This is a genomic window from Streptomyces sp. NPDC048411 (assembly GCF_040704695.1).
In the GTDB taxonomy this organism is placed as follows: Bacteria; Actinomycetota; Actinomycetes; order Streptomycetales; family Streptomycetaceae; genus Streptomyces.
Genome location: NZ_JBEZKL010000076.1, coordinates 1 through 20,142, shown reverse-complemented (window position 1 = coordinate 20,142; position 20,142 = coordinate 1). Strand labels below are relative to the sequence as shown.

General features: G+C 70.1%; 16 protein-coding genes and 1 pseudogene. 5 read left to right on the top strand and 12 right to left on the bottom strand.

What is annotated here, in order from left to right:
* Both AB0915_RS24525 and ureA read right to left on the bottom strand, forming a co-directional pair.
* A complete protein-coding gene (locus tag AB0915_RS24525; RefSeq protein WP_366693117.1) occupies positions 1 to 1,692 on the bottom strand; it encodes an urease subunit alpha in 1,692 nt (563 codons plus the stop codon).
* Positions 1,689 to 2,396: an urease subunit gamma gene (gene ureA, locus AB0915_RS24520; RefSeq protein ID WP_366693116.1), complete on the bottom strand. Its 708-nt coding sequence runs from the start codon at positions 2,394 to 2,396 to the stop codon at positions 1,689 to 1,691. Before ureA ends, AB0915_RS24525 begins: the two co-directional genes overlap by 4 nt.
* Positions 2,397 to 2,522: 126 nt before the next feature.
* Between ureA and AB0915_RS24515 the strand changes: the two genes are divergently transcribed.
* Positions 2,523 to 3,956: a cytosine permease gene (locus tag AB0915_RS24515; protein WP_366693115.1), complete on the top strand. Its 1,434-nt coding sequence runs from the start codon at positions 2,523 to 2,525 to the stop codon at positions 3,954 to 3,956.
* A 78-nt stretch (positions 3,957 to 4,034) separates the two neighbouring features.
* Here AB0915_RS24515 and AB0915_RS24510 read toward each other — a convergent pair whose 3' ends face one another.
* The gene (locus AB0915_RS24510) at positions 4,035 to 5,123 is read right to left on the bottom strand and encodes a branched-chain amino acid aminotransferase (protein WP_366693114.1); all 1,089 of its coding nucleotides are present in this window, start codon (positions 5,121 to 5,123) and stop codon (positions 4,035 to 4,037) included.
* Positions 5,124 to 5,362: 239 nt separating this feature from the next.
* Positions 5,363 to 6,403: a 3-isopropylmalate dehydrogenase gene (locus tag AB0915_RS24505; RefSeq protein ID WP_366693113.1), complete on the bottom strand. Its 1,041-nt coding sequence runs from the start codon at positions 6,401 to 6,403 to the stop codon at positions 5,363 to 5,365.
* Positions 6,404 to 6,478: 75 nt separating this feature from the next.
* Here AB0915_RS24505 and AB0915_RS24500 point away from each other — a divergent pair.
* Positions 6,479 to 6,868 (top strand): annotated as a pseudogene (locus AB0915_RS24500) (phosphoesterase); the annotation flags it as partial.
* Between the two features lie 21 nt (positions 6,869 to 6,889).
* On the opposite strand, the gene AB0915_RS24495 reads toward AB0915_RS24500, so the two are convergent.
* Positions 6,890 to 7,018, bottom strand: a complete 129-nt coding sequence (locus tag AB0915_RS24495; RefSeq protein ID WP_093772350.1) for a hypothetical protein — start codon at positions 7,016 to 7,018, stop codon at positions 6,890 to 6,892.
* 565 nt (positions 7,019 to 7,583) lie between these two features.
* Entirely contained in the window at positions 7,584 to 8,426 is an 843-nt protein-coding gene (locus tag AB0915_RS24490; protein WP_366693112.1) for a helix-turn-helix transcriptional regulator, read from the bottom strand.
* 128 nt (positions 8,427 to 8,554) lie between these two features.
* Here AB0915_RS24490 and AB0915_RS24485 point away from each other — a divergent pair, with 128 nt between their 5' ends.
* Positions 8,555 to 9,418: an NAD(P)-dependent oxidoreductase gene (locus AB0915_RS24485; protein WP_366693126.1), complete on the top strand. Its 864-nt coding sequence runs from the start codon at positions 8,555 to 8,557 to the stop codon at positions 9,416 to 9,418.
* Between the two features lie 21 nt (positions 9,419 to 9,439).
* Here AB0915_RS24485 and AB0915_RS24480 read toward each other — a convergent pair whose 3' ends face one another.
* The 3 genes from AB0915_RS24480 to AB0915_RS24470 all read right to left on the bottom strand — a co-directional run bounded on the left by AB0915_RS24480 (position 9,440) and on the right by AB0915_RS24470 (position 13,137).
* Positions 9,440 to 9,985 (bottom strand): GNAT family N-acetyltransferase, encoded by a 546-nt coding sequence (locus AB0915_RS24480; RefSeq protein WP_366693111.1) that lies wholly within the window; start codon positions 9,983 to 9,985, stop codon positions 9,440 to 9,442.
* Between the two features lie 329 nt (positions 9,986 to 10,314).
* Positions 10,315 to 11,946 (bottom strand): L-glutamate gamma-semialdehyde dehydrogenase, encoded by a 1,632-nt coding sequence (gene pruA, locus AB0915_RS24475; protein ID WP_366693110.1) that lies wholly within the window; start codon positions 11,944 to 11,946, stop codon positions 10,315 to 10,317.
* Positions 11,947 to 12,210: 264 nt separating this feature from the next.
* Complete coding sequence (locus AB0915_RS24470; RefSeq protein WP_345510173.1) at positions 12,211 to 13,137, bottom strand: proline dehydrogenase family protein; 927 nt, start codon at positions 13,135 to 13,137, stop codon at positions 12,211 to 12,213.
* Between the two features lie 183 nt (positions 13,138 to 13,320).
* Here AB0915_RS24470 and AB0915_RS24465 point away from each other — a divergent pair, with 183 nt between their 5' ends.
* The gene (locus AB0915_RS24465) at positions 13,321 to 14,469 is read left to right on the top strand and encodes a helix-turn-helix domain-containing protein (protein ID WP_366693109.1); all 1,149 of its coding nucleotides are present in this window, start codon (positions 13,321 to 13,323) and stop codon (positions 14,467 to 14,469) included.
* Between the two features lie 215 nt (positions 14,470 to 14,684).
* Here AB0915_RS24465 and AB0915_RS24460 read toward each other — a convergent pair whose 3' ends face one another.
* A complete protein-coding gene (locus AB0915_RS24460) occupies positions 14,685 to 15,167 on the bottom strand; it encodes a carboxymuconolactone decarboxylase family protein (protein ID WP_358862170.1) in 483 nt (160 codons plus the stop codon).
* A 47-nt stretch (positions 15,168 to 15,214) separates the two neighbouring features.
* On the opposite strand from AB0915_RS24460, the gene AB0915_RS24455 reads away from it, so the two are divergent.
* Positions 15,215 to 16,639, top strand: a complete 1,425-nt coding sequence (locus AB0915_RS24455) for a PLP-dependent aminotransferase family protein (protein WP_366693108.1) — start codon at positions 15,215 to 15,217, stop codon at positions 16,637 to 16,639.
* 473 nt (positions 16,640 to 17,112) lie between these two features.
* Here the strand turns inward: AB0915_RS24455 and serA are convergent, their stop codons facing one another.
* Together serA and ilvC are read right to left on the bottom strand one after the other, a co-directional pair.
* Positions 17,113 to 18,705 carry a phosphoglycerate dehydrogenase gene (gene serA, locus AB0915_RS24450; protein ID WP_366693107.1) on the bottom strand — a complete coding sequence of 531 codons (1,593 nt, stop codon included), beginning with the start codon at positions 18,703 to 18,705 and terminating at the stop codon, positions 17,113 to 17,115.
* Between the two features lie 270 nt (positions 18,706 to 18,975).
* Positions 18,976 to 19,977, bottom strand: a complete 1,002-nt coding sequence (gene ilvC, locus AB0915_RS24445) for a ketol-acid reductoisomerase (RefSeq protein WP_366693106.1) — start codon at positions 19,975 to 19,977, stop codon at positions 18,976 to 18,978.
* Between the last annotated feature and the right edge of the window lie 165 nt (positions 19,978 to 20,142).

Here is a 20,142-nt window from a genome sequence, read left to right as displayed (position 1 = left end):
TCACAGGAAGTACAGGCGGTTGAGGGAGACGGATTCGGCGGGCTCGGAGCGAATCGGGTCACCGTCGAGGGAGACGAGGCCGGTGCGGCCGTCGACCTGGACGTCTCCGATGCGGGAGTTGAGCATCAGGTCGGCGGGGCCGATGCCACGGGTGCCGCGGACAGCGACCCGACGGCGGCGCGTGGGCATCCGGTCGTTGCCCTGCTCGAGTGCGGCGCCTGCGACGAACGCGACCGAGATGTCGGCGGCGGTGGCGCCGTGGCCGCCGAGCTGCGGGCCGAGGACGAGCGGCTCGCAGGTGTCGGTGGCGGCGTTGGGGTCGCCGGTGACGCCCCAGGCGGGGAAGCCGGACTTCAGCACCAGCTGCGGCTTGGCGCCGAAGTACTCCGGACGCCACAGCACGATGTCGGCGAGCTTGCCGGCCTCGATCGAGCCGATCTCGTGGGAGAGGCCGTGGGCGATGGCCGGGTTGATGGTGAGCTTGGCCATGTAGCGCAGCACACGTGCGTTGTCGTCGTGCTCGCCGTCGCCGGCCAGGGGCCCGAGCTCGGACTTCATCTTCCCGGCCATGGCGAAGGTGCGGCGCACGGTCTCGCCGGCCCGGCCCATGCCCTGGGCATCGGAGGACGTGATGCCGATCGCACCCAGGTCGTGCAGGACGTCCTCGGCGCCCATCGTGCCCGCGCGGATACGGTCGCGGGCCATGGCGGCGTCGCCGGGCAGATCCGTCTTCAGGTCGTGGACGGAGACGATCATTCCGTAGTGCTCGGCGACCGCGTCCCGGCCGAAAGGCAGGGTGGGGTTGGTGGACGAGCCGATGACATTCGGCACGCCCGCCATCTTGAGCACGTTCGGTACGTGCCCGCCGCCGCAGCCCTCGATGTGGAAGGCGTGGATCGTACGGCCGTCGAGGACGCGCAGGGTGTCCTCGACCGAGAGGCACTCGTTGAGGCCGTCGCTGTGCAGGGCGACCTGGACGTCGTGCTCCTCGGCGACCCGCAGGGCGGTGTCCAGGGCACGGGTGTGCGCGCCCATGTCCTCGTGGACCTTGAAGCCCAGGGCTCCGCCCTCGGCGAGGGCCTCGACCAGGGGCGCGCCGTGCGAGGAGGAGCCGCGGCCGAGGAAGCCGATGTTGACGGGCCAGGCGTCGAAGGCGTTGAAGGCGTGGTTCAGGGCCCAGGGCGAGTTGACGCCGACGCCCCAGACCGGGCCGAACTCCTGGCCGATGATCGTGGTGACGCCGGAGCTGAGCGACGCCTCCATGATGCGCGGCGACAGCACATGCACATGGGTGTCGATGGCGCCGGCGGTGGCGATCATGCCCTCGCCGGAGACGATCGAGGTGCCGGTACCGACGACGACGTCGACGCCGTCGAGGGTGTCGGGGTTGCCGGCCCGGCCGATCGCGTGGATCCGGCCTTCCCGGATGCCGATGGACACCTTGCGGATTCCCTGCACCGCGTCGATCACCAGGACGTTGCTGATGACGACGTCGCAGGTCTCGCGGACCGCGGCGGCCTTCAGGTGCAGTCCGTCGCGGGCGGTCTTGCCGAAGCCGGCCAGGAACTCCTCGCCGGGCTTCTGGGCGTCGGACTCGACGCGTACGACGAGGCCGGAGTCGCCGAGGACGACCCGGTCACCGGCACGGGGGCCGTGTACGGCGGCGTAGTCACGAGGGTCGATGGTGGTCATCCCTCAGCTCCTTTCTGGTCGGACTGGTCGGCACCCAGGTATCCGCAGGCCACTGCCCTGCGCAGGGCCTCCTCCTTGGCGCCCGGCGCGTCCAGCGGGCCGTCGACGAGGCCGGCGAAGCCGATGGCGATGCGGTCGCCGCCGATGGGGACGAGGCCGACCTCGCTCTCGCTGCCCACGTCGAAGCGGGCGGAGGACCCGGCCGGGACGCTCAGCCGCATGCCGTAGGCGGCGGCGCGGTCGAAGTCGAGGCGGGGGTTGGCCTCGAAGAAGTGGAAGTGCGAGGTGACGCTGACCGGGACGGCCGCGGTGTTCCGCACGACGATGCGCACCTCCGGCTCCGGCTCCTCATGGGCCGGTCCCGGCAGCACCGCGCCGGGGGCGGCGTCGCCGAGGGAGCCTCCGCCGATCGGGTCGGAGACGACCGCGAGCCGGGAGCCGTCGTCGAAGACGGCCTCGACCATCACCTCGGTCACCACGTCCGCCACACCGGGCAGCACATCGTCGGGGCCGAGCACGTTGCGGGCCGCCTCGATGGCCTCGGCGAGCCGACGGCCGTCGCGGGCCGCCTCGCAGACGGTGTCCGCGATGAGAGCGGTCGCCTCGGGGACATTGAGCTTCAGCCCGCGAGCACGGCGGGCTCGCGCCAGTTCGGCGGCACCGAAGAGCAGGAGCCGATCTCGCTCGGTAGGGGTAAGTCGCACGTCAGTGCACCTCCAATTTGAACACCACTCTAATCAAGAATTACCCGTCTGAGAACCATTGACTGGGAGCTGTACTTAGGCTCACATAGAGCGGCACTCAAAATGTCGAACGTCAGGGGCGGCCTCATGCCGATAGAACAGCGCGGAGTCGACACCATCCCGGAGGCGGAGCGCACCAGCGCCCCGCGCGACCTCGTCTCGATCCTGCTGGGATCCAACCTCTGCCTGGGCGTGATCGTCTTCGGCTGGCTCCCGGTCTCATTCGGCCTGGGCTGGTGGGCCTCGGTGAGCTCGATCGTCGCGGGCACCCTGCTCGGCACCCTGCTGACGGCGCCGCTCGCCCTGGTCTCGCTGCGCACCGGAACCAACCTCTCCACGTCCTCCGGCGCCCAGTTCGGTGTGCGCGGCCGTCTGGTCGGCTCGATCGTCGGCCTGCTGCTCGCCCTCGGCTACACGGCGCTGACCGTCTGGATCGGCGGCGACGCGATGGTGGGCGCCATGCATCGCCTCTTCGGGCTGCCGACCGGAGGTATCTCGTACGCGGTCGTGTACGCCCTGCTCGCCGCCGCCACCGTGACCGGCGCGGTCTACGGCTACCGGATGCTGCTGCGTCTCTCCCGCATCCTCGCCGTCGCGATGAGCGCGCTGCTGATCCTGGGCGTCGTCGCGTACGCCCCGCACTTCACCACCGCCGCATTGCCCGGCACCGGCGGCTATCTGCTCGGATCCTTCTGGCCGACCTGGCTGCTGGCCATGGTCGCGGCAGGACTGAGCGGCCCGATCGCGTTCATCACCCTGCTCGGCGACTACACGCGGTACATCTCCCCCGCCCGTTACTCCTCCCGGATCGTGCTGCGCGCAAGCTGGATCGGCCTGCTGATCGGCCTGCTCGTTCCGCAGCTCTTCGGTACGTTCACGGCGTACGCCTCCCGGGCGGCCCTCGACTATGCGGGAGCGCTCGTCGACGCCTCCCCCACCTGGTACCTGATCCCGCTGCTGCTCGCCGCCTCCGCCGGTTCGGTCGGCAACGCGGGCCTGATGCTGTACTCCATGGGCCTCGATCTGGATGCGATCCTGCCGCGCGCCTCGCGCCCCCGGGCCACCTTCGCGGTCGCGGGCGTCGCCACGGCGTGCGTCTTCGTCGGGCACTACGCCTGGGACGCCGAATCGGCGATGACGTCGTTCGTCCTGCTGCTGACCGCCATCGGCACCCCGTGGGCGGTGATCACCCTGATCGGCTTCGTCCGATGTCGCGGTGTCTACGACTCGGAGGCCCTCCAAGTCTTCAACCGGCGCTCGCGCGGCGGCGCCTACTGGTACACGGCCGGCTGGAACCTGCCCGCCACGGCCTCCTGGGCCCTTGGCGCCGCAGTGGGCCTCTCCGCCGTCTCGCTGCCCTCGTACGAGGGTCCGCTGCTCTCTTTGACCGGCGGGGTGGACTGCAGCTTCCTGCTGTCGGGCCTGGTGGGCGGTGTCGCGTACACGGCGCTGACGCGCGGCAGGCGCACGGACCCCACGGTGTCGGCCGAGACGGAGGCGCAGCCGTCCGCCGAGTCCTGAACAGGAACGACGACGCCCGCCCCGGCTGCTGCCGGGGCGGGCGTCGCGGTACGGGACGTCGCTGTACGGGACCGTGGCTCAGCCGAGCGGGTGCATCCAGCCGTGCGTGTCCTCGGCGACGCCGCGCTGGATGTCCAGCAGGCGCTCGCGCAGCTTCAGCGTGACCTTGCCGGGCTCGCCCTCGCTCTGGGTCCACTCGCCGCCCGCGGACTTGACGATGCCGACAGGGGTGATGACGGCGGCGGTGCCGCAGGCGAAGACCTCGGTGAGGGTGCCGTTCTCGGTGTCGGCGCGCCACTGGTCGATGGAGACGCGGCCCTCCTCGGACTCGTAGCCGAGGTCGCGGGCGACCTGGAGCAGCGAGTCACGGGTGACGCCGGCGAGCAGGGAGCCGGTCAGGGACGGGGTGATGATCTTGTTCCCGTACACGAAGTACAGGTTCATGCCGCCGAGTTCCTCGACCCACTTGTGCTCCACGGCGTCGAGATAGGCGACCTGGTCGCAGCCCTTCGCGGAGGCCTCGGCCTGGGCAAGGAGGGACGCCGCGTAGTTGCCGCCGGTCTTGGCGTCGCCCATGCCGCCGGGGACAGCGCGGACGCGGTCCTCGGAGAGCCAGATCGAGACCGGCTTGACGCCACCGGCGAAGTACGCGCCGGCGGGCGAGGCGATGACGATGAAGAGGTACTCGTTGGCGGGCTTCACACCGAGGCCCACCTCGGACCCGATCATGAACGGGCGCAGGTAGAGCGACTCCTCGCCGCCGTGGGCCGGAACCCATGCCTTGTCCTGCTGGACGAGCGCGTCGCACGCCTCGATGAACGTCTCGACCGGGAGCTCCGGCATGGCGAGCCGGCGTGCGGAATGCTGGAAGCGCTTGGCGTTGGCCTCGGGGCGGAAGCTGGCCACCGAGCCGTCGGGCTGGCGGTAGGCCTTGAGCCCCTCGAAGATCTCCTGCGCGTAGTGCAGGACGTTGGTGGCGGGGTCGATCGACAGCGGGCCGTAGGGAACGAGCTGGCCGTCGTGCCAGCCGCGGCCTTCGGTCCACTTGATGATCACCATGTGATCGGTGAAGTAGCGGCCGAATCCGGGGTTGGCCAGGATCGCCTCGCGCTCGGCGTCGGACAGCGGGGTCGAAGAGGGCTTGAGCTCGATCGTGGGCGTCGTCATGTGCGTGTCCTTCACCGGTTTTGTGTGTGATGGACCGCGCTCACGCCGGCTCCTGTCAGACAGGTGCTGGGACGTCCGAGCTTTACCGCAAGCCACGGCCCGTTCGATTATCTCTCGCGGGGACCCGTGCACGAAATGACGTGAATGCGATCCAGGGTTCGATGGTGGCACCCGGGACCACACAGGAGAAGCCGCCGGGTGCGGTGGCGACCCGGCGGCTTCGAAGTGGAGTCGTCGGGTCAGCTCGCTACGCGTACCGCGAGCGCGTCACCGATTTCCGAGGTCGTACGAGGGGTGTCTCCGCGCTCCGCGAGGTCGGCGGAGACGGCCTCCTCGATGCGCACGGCCTCAGCCTCGTAGCCCAGGTGGCGCAGCAGGAGGGCGACGGAGAGCACCGTGGCCGTGGGGTCGGCCTTGCCCTGTCCCGCGATGTCCGGGGCGGATCCGTGGACCGGCTCGAACATCGAAGGGAACTCGCCGCTCGGGTTGATGTTCCCCGAGGCCGCGACGCCGATGCCGCCGGAGACGGCCGCGGCGAGGTCGGTGATGATGTCGCCGAAGAGGTTGTCGGTGACGATCACGTCGAAGCGCTCGGGCTGCGTGACGAGGAAGATCGTCGCCGCGTCCACGTGCAGGTAATCGGTGGTGACGTCCGGGAACTCGGCCGCGACCTTGTTGAAGATGTTGGTCCACAGGTGCCCGGCGTAGGTCAGCACGTTGTTCTTGTGGACCAGCGTCAGCTTCTTGCGCGGGCGGGCCTGGGCGCGGGCGAAGGCATCACGGACCACGCGCTCGACACCGAAGGCGGTGTTGACCGAAACCTCGGTGGCGACCTCGTGCGGGGTGCCGGTGCGGATCGAGCCACCGTTGCCGGTGTACGGACCCTCGGTGCCCTCGCGGACCACGACGAAGTCGATCTCCGGCTGCCCCTTGAGGGGGGTCGCGACACCCGGGAGGAGCTTCGACGGCCGCAGGTTCACATGGTGGTCGAAGAGGAAACGGAGCTTCAGCAGGAAGCCGCGCTCCAGAACTCCGGACGGGACCGAGGGGTCACCGATCGCGCCGAGGAGGATCGCGTCGTGCTGCTTGAGCGCCTGGACATCGGCGTCGGTGAGGGTCTCACCGGTCGCGTGGTAACGCTTGGCACCGAAGTCGTATTCCTTGGTCTCCAGCTTCACATCCTGCGGGAGGACAGCGTGGAGGACCTTGAGGCCCTGAGCCACGACCTCCTGGCCGATACCGTCACCGGGGACCACTGCGAGATTGATGCTGCGAGTCATGTCGGCACCCTACTGCCCGTCCCACACAATGACATTTCACGTCCACTATACGGACGCATGGGGAGTTGTACGCGTGTCGTCAACGGCCACAACCACGTGTACGAGCGCACCGACGCGACACTGAAGAACACGGTCGCACGGAAGGTGCCGATCGGCGAGCGCACCGACCCGACGCGGGACGGCATCGCGTACGTCACGGCGGGCGGCGCGGGCAAGGCGCTGTACAACTTCCCGGCGCCCGACACGTACGAGGGGCACATCAAGGACCAGGAGAGCGTGGGCACCTACCACGTGGTCAAGGGCGGCGGCAGGGCGACCGAGACCGTGGAGTGGTCGCGGGTGCGCTACACCGGCTTCTCGTTCCTCGCGGTGGAGGTCCAGCCCGGACGGCAGGCCGCGATGAAGGTCACCGCGCTCGCCGAGTCGGGCGAGCGCATCGACCACTTCGAGATCAGCCGCGGCTGAGCACTGCCGGACGGACCGGCCTCAATGGCCGGTGGAGCCGCCGTTGTCCCTGCGGTCGAGGGCTCGCTGCAGGGCAGCGGCGGCATTCTGGCGCTCCGACTCGGTCGGGCGGTGGGTGTGTCGGACGCGGCGGACAGTCGTCTCGGCCATGGTGGATCGACTCCTTGAGATCGCGAGGATTTCGAGATCGAAAAAACGTGAGCGTGATTTCGAGATCGGGATTTCGAGGCGCCGGAAGGGGCGGGGAGCGGATGCCGCAGGGGTTGCCTGCATGGGGGCACGCGTTCACGACCGCCAGTCGCTGGATCTAGCGAGACGTTCGGCTTCTACAAAGCTAGGACAGCTCGGCCGGTCTGTCTCCACAATTACTCGGACTTCCTACTATCTGAGACGGGGGTTTACGGCCTGCTGCCCCCGGTTTCCGGATCAGAGCCCGGGCGGCGAGGGATTGCGCCTGCTCAGGGGTGGTGACATTGCCGACGCGTGGGTCGGCCGCTCCGGTCCGAGATCCGTGATCCCGACGTTGCCGGGTACTCCTTCGAGGGAGTTTCACGACGTTCACGGCCGCCGCGTCTGGCGGCGCACTGCACGACCGCGGTATGGCGTCCGTGCCCGGACACCACCTGGTCACGCGGGTACACGGGCCCATCATCGAAACGGGCGAGGCGTCCATCAGCGGCTGACGGACGCGGTCCTGACATCAGGTCCCGACCGGTCACGGCCCGACGGTCAGGTCCTGAAGGCCCACCACACGCAGCAGCTGCAGCCGTTCGTACGCGTCTGTGCCGGGCCGGGCCGTGTGGATGACCAGCACCTGTCCGTGGTCGGCGCTGAGCAGCGCCTCGCATTCCAGGTCCAGCTCCCCGACGACCGGGTGCACGAACCGCTTGTACTCGGCGCGCCGCACGGCGACCACGTGCTCGGCCCACAGCAGATCGAACTCCTCGCTCGCCGCACGCAGTTCATCGACGAGGGCGACGAGCGCGACATCATCGGGGCGGGCAGCGAGCACCGCGCGGAGCTGACCGACATGGGTGCGGGAGTGCGCCTCGTGGTCCTCGGCCGGGAAGAGCGCCCGCCCCTCGGGGGCGGTGAACCACGACCGGATGATGTTGTACCCCGGCTGGTGCTCACCGGTCAGCGCCACGGCCATGGCGTTCTGGGCGAGGACCTCCCCGCGGTCGCTCAGGACCTGGGCGGGTGCGTCGTGCAGGCGGTCGAGGACCATCAACAACCCGGGGCGCACATGCTGGGTGGGGCCGTGGCGGTCGCTCGGCGGCTCCTCCCCTGCCAGCCGGAAAAGGTGGTCGCGCTCGTCCTCGCTCAGCCGCAACGCCCTGGCCACCGCGGAGAGCATCTGACGCGAGGGGCGTGACCCGCGGCCCTGCTCCAGGCGCGTGTAGTGGTCCACGGAGGCACCGGCGAGATGGGCGACCTCCTCCCGCCGCAGTCCCGGCGTGCGTCGCCGGGAGCCGGCGGTCAGCCCCACGTCGGCCGGTTCGAGGCGGGCGCGGCAGCGGCGCAGAAAGTCGGCGAGTTCCGATCGGTCGAGGTCCACGTCCCCAGCATGGCCCGTGCACGGATCCGTATCCAGGGAGTGCCGGTCCCGGGATAACCGCGTCTCTCCCGCCGGCCGGCGACCCGTCGCAGGGTGATGGACATCGGAAGCGACGAGAGGAACCGATGATGCTGATTCTGGTGACAGGTGCCACGGGTGAGGTCGGCCGACGTTTCGTACCGCGGCTGCTGCAACGGGCCGCCGCCGGTGACACGGTGCGGGTGATCGTGCGGGACGAGGAGCGGGGTACGCCCTTCGCGGCGCTGGGGGCCGAGGTCGTCGTCGGTGACCTGCGGGACCCGGAGGACATGCGGAAGGCGCTGGCCGGAACGGACGCGGTGGTGAACATCGCAGCGGCGTTCCGCGGGGTGCCGGACGAGGAGGCGTGGGCGGTCAACCACGCCGCCGCAGTGGCGCTGGGCCGGGCGGCCGTGGAGGCGGGCACGCAGCGGTTCGTGCAGGTCGGCACGAACCTCGCGTACGGCGCGGGGCGCGGCAGGCCGCTGACGGAGGACGACGCCCCGGTGCCGGGCGGGCAGCTGTGGGGTGCGTACACCGAGTCCAAGGTGGCGGCCGAGAAGGCCCTGCTCGCGCTCCACCGCGACCACGGGCTCGATGTCCGGATCGCCGTCCTGGCCTTTGTGTACGGCGAGGGCGACCCGCACCTCGCGCAGTCGATGGCCTGGGCCGGGCAGTGGGCGGCCACACAGCGTCTCGCCATGGTGCACCACGCGGATGTCGCGCAGGGACTGCTGCGGCTGCTGTACGCACCGGGCCTGGCGGGTCGCCGCTACAACTTCTCGGACGACGCGCCGGTGACGGCGGTGGAGCTGCACCAGCTCAACGGCGTCGAGTTGCCGGCCGAGGCTGCGAACCGGGTCGACCCCGACCCGTGGTACGGAATCACGTCGACGCTGCGGGCCCGGGACGAGCTGGGCTTCCGGCCGCTGTATCCGTCGGTGTGGACGGCGCGGGACGCGGGGGCCCTGTAGGACGCGGGGGCCCTGTAGGGATCAGAGCACGTCGCCGTCGCGCCAGTCGAAGATCAGCATCCGGGACGGGGAGGGCAGTGGGCGGCTGCCCGCCGCTCTGACGTACGTGCTGCCCTCCTCGTCCGGCAGCAGCTCCACCCGGCTCAGCCCCTGCACGCCGATCCGCCCCTGCCACACCTGCCAGCCACGCGCCGCATACAGGCCGGCACCGGTGGCGGAGGCGGACAGCGCGCCGAACGTGTACGCCCCGTCGATGACGCGTTCCAGCGCAGCCATCACCCGGCCGCCGAGCCCCTCGCGGCGCCGGTCGGCGCGGACGGCCACGCCCTCGACAAAGCCGATGCGGTACGAGCGGTGGGCGTGGATCACCCGGCGCTGGACGACACTGCCGTGGGCGAGGAGACCGCCGCTGTCGCGTGCGTAGGCGTGGATGCCGCCCAGGGTGTGGTCCCAGTCGTCGTCGCTGAAGTCGCCCTCGAAAGCGGTGTCGAGGAAGGTGCGGATCCCGTCGCGGGCGGTCGGGGTCAGCTCGTAGGTGTGCGCGATGTGCCACAACGGCTCAGTCATGTCCCCCAGCCTCTCAGGCACCTGTGCCACCAGGGAGTCAGGACGCATCCGTTCGACGAGCTGTGGCGGGCCGCCGCCGGTGGCGTCGCCGCGCACTGGGGTCTGCCGGAGCCCGAGGTCCGCGATGTCTTCGCCACCACTGCCGGCGGGTGCTGGACTTCCACGGGCGGGCCGCGGATTCGGGCGACGCGGTGGTGAAGCGGTTCCTGTACTGAGCGGCCGTGCGGCCAAAGGGGGCCGACATGGAAACCGCCTCCCGCCCGGCAGGGGAACCGGGCGGGAGGCGGGAATCAAGGCGGGACGCCGGTGGGGCGGCGTCCCGGAGGGCGTCAGCCCTGGTGGGGGTAGGTGTAGTCGGTCGGCGGGACCAGCGTCTCCTTGATGGCGCGGGTCAGCGTCCAGCGCTGCAGGTTCTGCGGGGCGCCCGCCTTGTCGTTCGTGCCCGAGGCGCGGCCGCCACCGAAGGGCTGCTGGCCGACGACGGCACCGGTCGACTTGTCGTTGATGTAGAAGTTGCCCGCGGCGTACCGCAGCTTCTCCATCGTGTGCGCGGCCGCGGCGCGGTCGTTCGCGATGACGGAACCGGTCAGCGCGTAGTCGGAGACCGACTCCATCTGCTCCAGCATCTCGTCGTACGCGTCGTCCTCGTAGACGTGCACGGCGAGGATCGGGCCGAAGTACTCGGTCGTGAAGACCTCGTTCGAAGGGTCGCTGCACTCGATGACGGTCGGGCGGACGAAGTAGCCCACCGAGTCGTCGTACGTGCCGCCCGCGATGATCGTGCAGGACGGGTCGGACTTGGCGCGGTCGATCGCGGCCTTGTTCTTGGCGAACGAGCGCTCGTCGATGACGGCACCGATGAAGTTCGACAGGTCGGTGACGTCACCCATGGTGATGGAGTCGACCTCGGCCGCGAACTTCTCCTTGAAGCCGGAGTTCCAGATGGAGGCCGGAACGTACGCGCGGGAGGAGGCCGAGCACTTCTGGCCCTGGAACTCGAAGGAGCCACGGGTCAGCGCGGTCTTCAGGACGGCGTGGTCGGCCGACGGGTGGGCAACGACGAAGTCCTTGCCGCCGGTCTCGCCGACGAGCCGCGGGTAGGTGCGGTAGTTGGCGATGTTGTTGCCGACCGTCTTCCACAGGTGCTGGAAGGTGGGGGTCGAACCGGTGAAGTGGATACCGGCCAGGTCGCGGTGGTTCAGGGCCACCTCGGAGACGGCGATGCCGTCACCGGTCACCAGGTTGATGACGCCCTTGGGCAGGCCGGCCTCCTCCAGGAGCTGCATGAGCAGCACCGCGGAGTGGGTCTGCGTCGGGGACGGCTTCCACACCACGACGTTGCCCATGAGGGCGGGGGCGGTGGGCAGGTTGCCCGCGATGGCCGTGAAGTTGAACGGTGTGATCGCGTAGACGAAGCCCTCCAGCGGGCGGTGGTCCATGCGGTTCCACACACCCGGGGAGTTGGCCGGGGGCTGCTCGGCGAGGATCTGGCGCGCGTAGTGCACGTTGAAGCGCCAGAAGTCGACGAGCTCACAGGGGGTGTCGATCTCGGCCTGCTGGGCGGTCTTCGACTGGCCGAGCATCGTGGACGCGGCCAGCGTCTCGCGCCAGGGGCCGGACAGCAGCTCGGCGGCGCGCAGGATGATCGCGGCGCGGTCGTCGAAGGACATCGCGCGCCACGCCGGGGCGGCGGCGAGGGCGGCGTCGATCGCGTCCTGGGCGTCCTGCTCGGTGGCGCCGGCGAAGGTACCGATGACGGCCTTGTGGTTGTGCGGCTGCACGACGTCGAAGCGCTCGCCGCCGCCCATCCGCTTCTCGCCGCCGATGGTCATCGGCAGGTCGATCGGGTTCTCGGCGAGCTCCTTGAGCTTCGCCTCCAGGCGGGCACGCTCCGGGGAGCCCGGGGCGTAGGAGTGAACCGGCTCGTTGACCGGCGCGGGGACCTGGGTCACAGCGTCCATGAGTTACCTCTTCCGAATGGATCCCTGACTTCAGCTGAGAGGATCTGAAGTGGAGACGTACGTTGAGCAGCGGTCAGGGCTTGACCGTCACGAGCTTGCTTCGGCGGATGAGTGAGAAGCCCCAGTGGGGCGGAGTCACGAGTTCCGTAGCTCCGTTCGGCCTTTCGGCGACGAAAGGGAACTGGGTCCGGCGCAGCCGGCCGAAGAGTTGTGGCTGTCCTCATCCAGGATGCGTCCTGACACCTGAATGCCGACAGCCACCGCTCAGCCCTTGGTGAGGATGGAGCGGGCGAAGAACAGCAGGTTGGCCGGCTTCTCCGCGAGGCGGCGCATGAAGTAGCCGTACCAGTCGGTGCCGTACGCGGTGTAGACGCGCATCCGGTGCCCCTCGGCCGCGAGCCGGACGTGCTCGTCGCTGCGGATCCCGTACAGCATCTGGAACTCGTACTCGTCCAGCTTGCGCCCGGCCTTGCGTGCCAGCTCCTGGCTGATGGCAATCAGCCGCGGGTCGTGGGACCCGATCATCGGGTAGCCCTCGCCGTCCATCAGGATCTTCAGGATGCGGACGTACGCCTTGTCGATCTCGGCCTTGTCCTGGTACGCGACGGAGGCGGGCTCCTTGTAGGCGCCCTTCACGATGCGGACGCGGCTGCCTGCGGCGGCGAGGCGGCGAGCGTCCTCCTCGGTGCGGAACAGGTACGCCTGGATGACACAGCCGGTCTGCGGGTAGTCCTTCCGCAGCTCCTCGTGGATGGCGAACATCGAGTCGAGGGTGGTGTGGTCCTCGGCGTCCAGGGTGACCGTGGTGCCGATCGCCGCGGCGGCCTCGACGACGGGGCGGACGTTGGCGAGCGCCATCTCGTGGCCGCCCTCCAGCGCCTGGCCGAACATCGACAGCTTGACGGACATCTCTGCCCTGGTGCCCAGGCCGAGGTCCTTGAGGCGGTCGATCAGCTCCAGGTAGGCGTCGCGTGCGGCGGTGGCCTGCTCCGGCGTGGTGATGTCCTCGCCCACGACGTCGAGGGTGACCTCCAGGCCCTTCCCGGCGGCGTCCTTGATGATCGGGACGACCTGCTCGACCGTCTCACCGGCGATGAACCGGTCGACGACCTGCTTGGTCCCCGGGGCGGCCGAAATGAATCGGCGCATCTTGTCACTGCGCGACGCAGCGAGAATCACGGGAGCCAGCACGGGGCACCTCCAACGGAAAGGTATGTGTGAGGGCCGTATCGGCAGGAACTGAATCAGACCGGTACAGCTCGGAGAACCACCGTGAAATCTAAGGATCTCCCCGATCCTGTGCCATCGACAGCTGTCACGCATCCATGCACTGGATCTCAGACATATGTCTGAAGGGGGTGCGAGAATGGCCGGGTGAAGGGCGATTACCAGGAGCTGGTCGACGAGATCTCCGCGCTGCTCGGGGTCCCCGCCACGCTGGAGGACCGGGACTTCGGCCTGGTCGCCTTCGGGGCGCACGACAGCGACGACGACACGGCGATGGATCCGGTCCGCACCCGGTCGATCCTGACCCGGCGCTCCACCCCGGCGGTCCGCGCGTGGTTCGAGGGCTTCGGTATCGCCCGCGCCACCGGCCCGGTCCGGATCCCGGCCGCCCCGGAGGCGGGTGTGTTCCGGGGCCGGATCTGTCTGCCGGTACGCCATCGGGGTGTCGTGCTCGGTTACGTATGGCTGCTCGACGCGGACCCCGGGCCGACCGACGAGCAGCTGACCGCGGCGATGGACGTGGCGGCCCGGATCGGGGCGCTGCTCTCCGACGAGGCGCGGGTCGGCACGGACCTGTCCCGGGAGTTCGGCGCGGTGCTCACCGCCGGGCGGGGGTGGCAGCGCGACATGGCGGTCGCCGCACTCCGGGAGGCGCTGGGCCCGGACGCGGACGGCCTGCACACGGTGGTCTGTGTGACGCCGTGGCCGGACGAGACCCCGTCGGCCCGTACGGTGCCGTCGGCTGCGGCGCTGTCCACCGTCCCGTCACCGGCGCGCGCGGGCACCCTGTCGCTGGCCGCGCTGGTCCGGCTGCGCTCCTCCGACGTGCTCGACCCGGCTGTCACGGCCGCGGACCGGCTGCGGACCACCGCGGGCCGCACGGCGACCGCCGGAATCGGAGTCCCCCGCCGAGGCCTGCCGGAGCTGGCCTCGGCCTGGCACGAGGCCGCGGCCGCGGCCCGCGCGGCGGCCGCGGAGTCCCGCCTCGGCCCGGTCGCCGAGTGGTCGGCCATCGGCCCGTACCGTCTGCTGACCTCCCTCCCGCCGACCACGGACACCGCCCCGGACCTCACCGTCCGGACGCTGCTCACCCCGCCCCACGCGGAGCTGGCCCGCACCGCCGAGGTGTTCCTCGACTGCGCGGGCCAGGCGAGCCGGACGGCGGCCGAGCTGGGCGTCCACCGTCAGACGCTCTACTACCGGCTGTCCCGGGTCGAGCAGCTCACCGGCCTGGACCTCAACGACGGCGAGGACCGACTGCTGCTGCACATGGCGCTGAAGGGTGCCCGCCTCTGAGAGCCTGTCGGGTGACCTTCGATCGGAGAGTGGACTCGGCGTGGTGCGTGCGATTCCAAGGCGCCGGGACGACCTCGGATGGGGCCCCTGCTCGAACGAAGTTGAGAGTTCAGGGAAGGAGCTACTAGGGCATTTCGGAAATGCCGGAAGCGTACGCACCACGCCGTGGCCGCCCGCTCAGAGGTCACCCGACAGGCTCTGAGCCCCGGCCGCGCTCAGTGCGCTGCCCGCTCGTCCGTGCCGGCCACCTTGGCCGTGCTCAGCGCGATGCGGTTCCAGGTGTTGATCGTGAAGATCAGGGCGAGCAGCCCGGCCAGTTCGGCCTCCTCGAAGTGGGCGGCCGCGCGGGCGTAGACCTCGTCCGGGACGCCGCCTCTGGAGACCAGGGTGACGGCCTCGGTGAGGGCGAGCGCAGCCTGCTCCTTCTCCGTGAAGAAGTGCGCGGCCTCCGGCCAGACGGCGACCATGTGCAGCCGCTCCTCGCTCTCACCGGCCTTGCGGGCGTCCGTGGTGTGCATATGGAGGCAGTACGCGCATCCGTTGAGCTGGGAGGACCTGATCTGGACCAGCTCGACGAGTGCGGGGTCCAGGTCCTGGCGGGCGGCGGCGTCGAAGCCGATGAGGGCCTTGAACGCCTTCGGCGCGGCCTTGGCGAAGTTGATTCGAGGGGTGCGGGTGACTGCGTCGTTGTTCGTCATGACCACTACGCTACGGAGCCGGGCGACCTCACGTAGGGTGCATTTTCATGGCGGAATCATGGGTCAATTCGGCGGAACGGATCGGCAGCGACCTGCTGTTGGAGCTGACCGGTCCCGGCAGTCGCCGGACCGTTCTCATCCGCGCACTGCGGGACGCCGTACGGGAGGGCAGGCTGGCCTCGGGCACCCGGCTGCCGCCCTACCGCTCGCTCGCCGCCGACCTCGGCCTGGCCCGCAACACCGTTGCCGACGCCTATGCCGAGCTGGTCGCCGAGGGCTGGCTGACCGCCCGGCAGGGCTCCGGCACCCGGGTCGCGCACCGCGCTGCCCCGGTGGCCCCGGTCCGCGTACCGAAGAAGGCGCCGACCCGCCCGGCCCCTCCCGTGCACAACCTCCGGCAGGGCCAGCCGGATGCGGGCTCCTTCCCCCGTACACCCTGGCTGGCCGCCTCCCGCCGCGCCGTGAACGCGGCACCGAACGACGCCTTCGGGCCCGGTGATCCGCAGGGCCGGATCGAGCTGCGCCGGGCGCTGGCCGGCTATCTGGCACGCGCCCGAGGGGTGCGCTGTGCGCCCGAACGGATCGTGATCTGCTCCGGCTTCGCGCACGCGCTGCGACTGCTGTTCGGTGGCGGGGTGCTGCGCGGACCGCTGGCGGTGGAGTCGTACGGGCTCGGTTTCCACCGCTCCCTGCTGGCTGCCGCTTCGGTGCGTACGGTACCGCTGGCGCTCGACGAACACGGGGCGCGCACCGGCGAGTTGACCGGACTGCCGGGCGTGCGGAGTGTGCTGCTCACCCCGGCCCACCAGTTCCCGACGGGCGGTCCACTGCACCCGCAGCGGCGCACGGCCACGGTCGACTGGGCGCGCACCCGCGGCGGGCTGGTCCTGGAGGACGACTACGACGGGGAGTTCCGCTACGACCGCGAACCGGTCGGCGCCCTCCAGGGGCTCGCCCCGGAACGAGTCGTCCACCTCGGCTCCGTCAGCAAGAGCCTCTCCCCCGCGGTCCGGCTGGGCTGGATGGTGCTTCCCGAGCAGCTCGTCGATGCCGTACTGGCCGCCAAGGGCGAACGCGAGGGCTGGGCGAGCGTCCTGGACCAGCTCGCGCTCGCCGAGTTCATCGAGTCCGGCCACTACGACCGGCACATCCGCCGGATGCGGCAGCACTACCGGCGCCGCCGCGACCAGCTGGTCGCCGCGCTCGCCGAACACGCCCCGCACATCACGCCCACCGGCATCGCGGCAGGTCTGCACGCCGTTCTGCGGCTGCCGCCCGGCACCGAGCGTTCCACCGTCAAGGCCGCGGCCTGGCAGGGGCTCGCTCTGGACCCACTCGCCGACTTCCGGCATCCGGCCGCCACGATGCCCGCCGAGGACGGCCTGGTCGTGGGCTATGCGACGCCGTCGGACCATGCGTACGGCGCGGCCCTGGAGGCACTGTGCCGGGCCCTTCCGCCGCCCTCCGTCTGACCGGTCCCGCGCATGACCGGGCCGGGCCCGCGGGGGACGGACCCGCCGCCGCCCCTGGCGCTGGGCGCCTTGCCGGCGATGCGTCAGGACGAACTGGGTCATCGCGCGGGCGAGATCACCGAGCTGGACGGTGCGTACCGGGAAACAACCGGGCGGCGCAACGAGGCGGTGGCCTGGAGGTACTGCATGGCCGCGACACGATTGCACACCGCTTCCTCCAGCTTCAGCAGGGCGCCGCACCGAGTTGCTCTGCCTGATGAAGGGCCGGCCGGTGGCGGTGTCGTCCCGGAACCCTCTCCGGCAGACAGCGCTCGGCGCCGTGGGGCGGGCTCTCACGGCGCCCCACGACAGCAGCGCACCCGGCCTGCAGACGTCCGTTCAGGACGCCTGTATGCCGGGTGCGGCTGGGAGCCTGTCGGGTGACCTCTGATCGGGCGGAAGGTCGCCCGACAGTCTCTGAGAAGACGGCGGAATCAGTCGGAGAGGTTCACCGAACGGGCCGAGGTCGCGCCGATCTCCTCGGCGATCTCGCTGAGCACCGTCTGCGGGACGTTGTCGTCGACGGTGAGCACGACCAGCGCCTCGCCGCCCACGTCCGCGCGCGAGACCTGCATGCCCGCGATGTTCAGCCCCGCCTCACCGAGGATCTTGCCAACCGTGCCGACGACGCCGGGACGGTCCTCGTAGCTCAGGACGACCATGTGGTCGGCGAGCGCCAGGTCCACATCGTGCTCACCGATCGCGACGATCTTCTGCAGGTGCTTGGGCCCGGCCAGCGTGCCGGAGACCGCGACCTCCTCGCCGTCGGCGAGCGTGCCACGCACGGTCACCACATTGCGGTGGTCCGGCGACTCGGAGCTGGTGGTGAGGCGGACCTCGACACCGCGCTCCTGTGCGAAGAGCGGGGCGTTGACGTAGGACACGGTCTCGTCGACGACGTCCTCGAAGACACCCTTGAGCGCGGAGAGCTCGAGCACCTTCACGTCGTGCTGGGTGATCTCGCCGTACACCTCGACGTCGAGGCGGGCCGCGACCTCGCCCGCGAGCGCGGTGAAGATACGGCCGAGCTTCTCGGCGAGGGGCAGCCCGGGACGTACGTCCTCGGCGATGACGCCGCCCTGGACGTTGACCGCGTCGGGCACGAGCTCACCGGCAAGCGCGAGGCGCACGGACTTAGCGACCGCGATGCCCGCCTTCTCCTGGGCCTCGTCGGTGGCGGCACCGAGGTGCGGGGTGCAGACGACCTGGTCGAACTGGAACAGCGGGGAGTCCGTGCAGGGCTCCTTCGTGTACACGTCCAGACCGGCGCCGGCGACGCGGCCCTCCTTGAGGGCGGAGGCGAGCGCCTCCTCGTCGACGATGCCGCCGCGCGCGGCGTTGACGATCCGCACCGAGGGCTTCACCTTGTGCAGCGCCTCGTCGCCGATCAGGCCGAGCGTCTCGGGGGTCTTGGGCAGGTGCACGGTGATGAAGTCGGAGACTCCGAGCAGCTCGTCCAGCGCGAGGAGCTTGACGCCCATCTGCGCGGCACGAGCCGGCTGCACGTAGGGGTCGTACGCGACGATCTTCATGCCGAAGGCCGACATGCGCTGCGCGACCAGGACACCGATGCGGCCGAGGCCGACGACACCGAGGGTCTTCTCGCTCAGCTCGACGCCGGTGTACTTGGAGCGCTTCCATTCGCCCTTCTTGAGGGCGGTGTTGGCCTGGGGGATGTTGCGCGCGGTGGCGACCAGCAGACCGCAGGCCAGCTCGGCGGCGGTGACGATGTTGGAGGTCGGGGCATTGACGACCATCACGCCGGCCTTGGTGGCCGCGGAGACGTCGACATTGTCCAGACCGACGCCCGCGCGGGCGACGACCTTCAGCCTCTTCGCGGCGGCGATGGCCTCGGCGTCGACCTTGGTGGCGGAACGCACCAGGATGGCGTCGACATCGGCGATCGCGGGGAGGAGCTCGGCGCGGTCCGCGCCGTTGCAGTGCCGGATGTCGAAATCCGGGCCCAGCGCGTCAACCGTGGCGGGCGACAGCTCTTCAGCGATGAGTACGACAGGTTTCGAGCTCACGTGAGTCCTCACAGGTCCAGTGCGGACGGCCGTCCCGACGGCCGCAGGCGGTGGAGGTGCTTGCCGCGTGGAAGACGCACGACACTGTGGGCCTGACGCGTGTATGTGCAGAAGTGTAGTCATCCGCGAGGGCGCAATCTGCGCCCCGTTGGAAGGATCACCCACACGGGGCTGGACGACTTGTACACACGTACGACGCCGCCTCTTCCAGCGGTGTTGCGATGGATACGCCGCGGGGCGGGTCCGAAGACCCGCCCCGCGGCGAAGGACTTACGCGTCCTCGTCGTTGACCCAGCTCATGAGCTTGCGCAGCTCACGGCCGGTGGTCTCCAGCAGGTGGTCGCTGTCGGCCTTCTTGTACTCGTTGTACTTGGGCAGACCGTTGTGGTACTCGGCCATCCAGTTCTTGGCGAAGGTGCCGTCCTGGATCTCGGCGAGGACCTTCTTCATCTCGGCCTTGGTGGCGTCCGTGATGATCCGCGGGCCGGTGACGTAGTCGCCCCACTCGGCGGTCTCCGAGATGGACCAGCGCATCTTCTCCAGGCCGCCCTCGTACATGAGGTCGACGATGAGCTTCAGCTCGTGGAGGCACTCGAAGTACGCGATCTCCGGCTGGTAGCCGGCCTCGGTCAGGGTCTCGAAACCGGCCTTGACCAGAGCGGCGGTGCCACCGCAGAGGACGGCCTGCTCACCGAACAGGTCGGTCTCGGTCTCCTCGGTGAAGGTCGTCTTGATGACGCCGGCGCGGGTACCGCCGATGCCCTTCGCGTACGAGAGGGCGAGCGCCAGGCCGTTGCCCGAGGCATCCTGCTCGACGGCCACGATGCACGGAACGCCGCGGCCCTCCTCGTACTGACGGCGGACCAGGTGGCCCGGGCCCTTCGGGGCGACCATGCAGACGTCGACGTTGGCCGGCGGCTTGATGAAGCCGAACCGGATGTTCAGACCGTGGCCGAAGAACAGCGCGTCGCCGTCCTTGAGGTTGTCCTTGATGGACTCCTCGTAGACCTGGGCCTGGATCGGGTCCGGGACGAGGATCATGATGACGTCGGCCTCGGCGGCGGCCTGAGACGGGGTCACCACGCGCAGGCCCTGCTCCTCGGCCTTGGCCTTGGACTTGGAGCCCTCGTGCAGACCCACACGGACGTCGACACCCGAGTCACGCAGCGACAGCGCGTGGGCGTGGCCCTGGCTGCCGTAGCCGATGACCGCGACCTTGCGGCCCTGGATGATGGACAGGTCGGCATCGTCGTCGTAGAACAGCTCGGCCACTGGGTCTTCTCCTTGGTGTGCAGGTGGTGCGTCCCACCGTACGGCGGGGTGCGTCAGAAACGTTTTCGGGTCTCGCCATGCGAGCGGCGAGGGGGTGGCGGCTAGGGCGTGTTTCGAAAGTAGCGTCGTCCGCCCGTAGGGCGGGCCAGGCGGGACTTTCGAAAC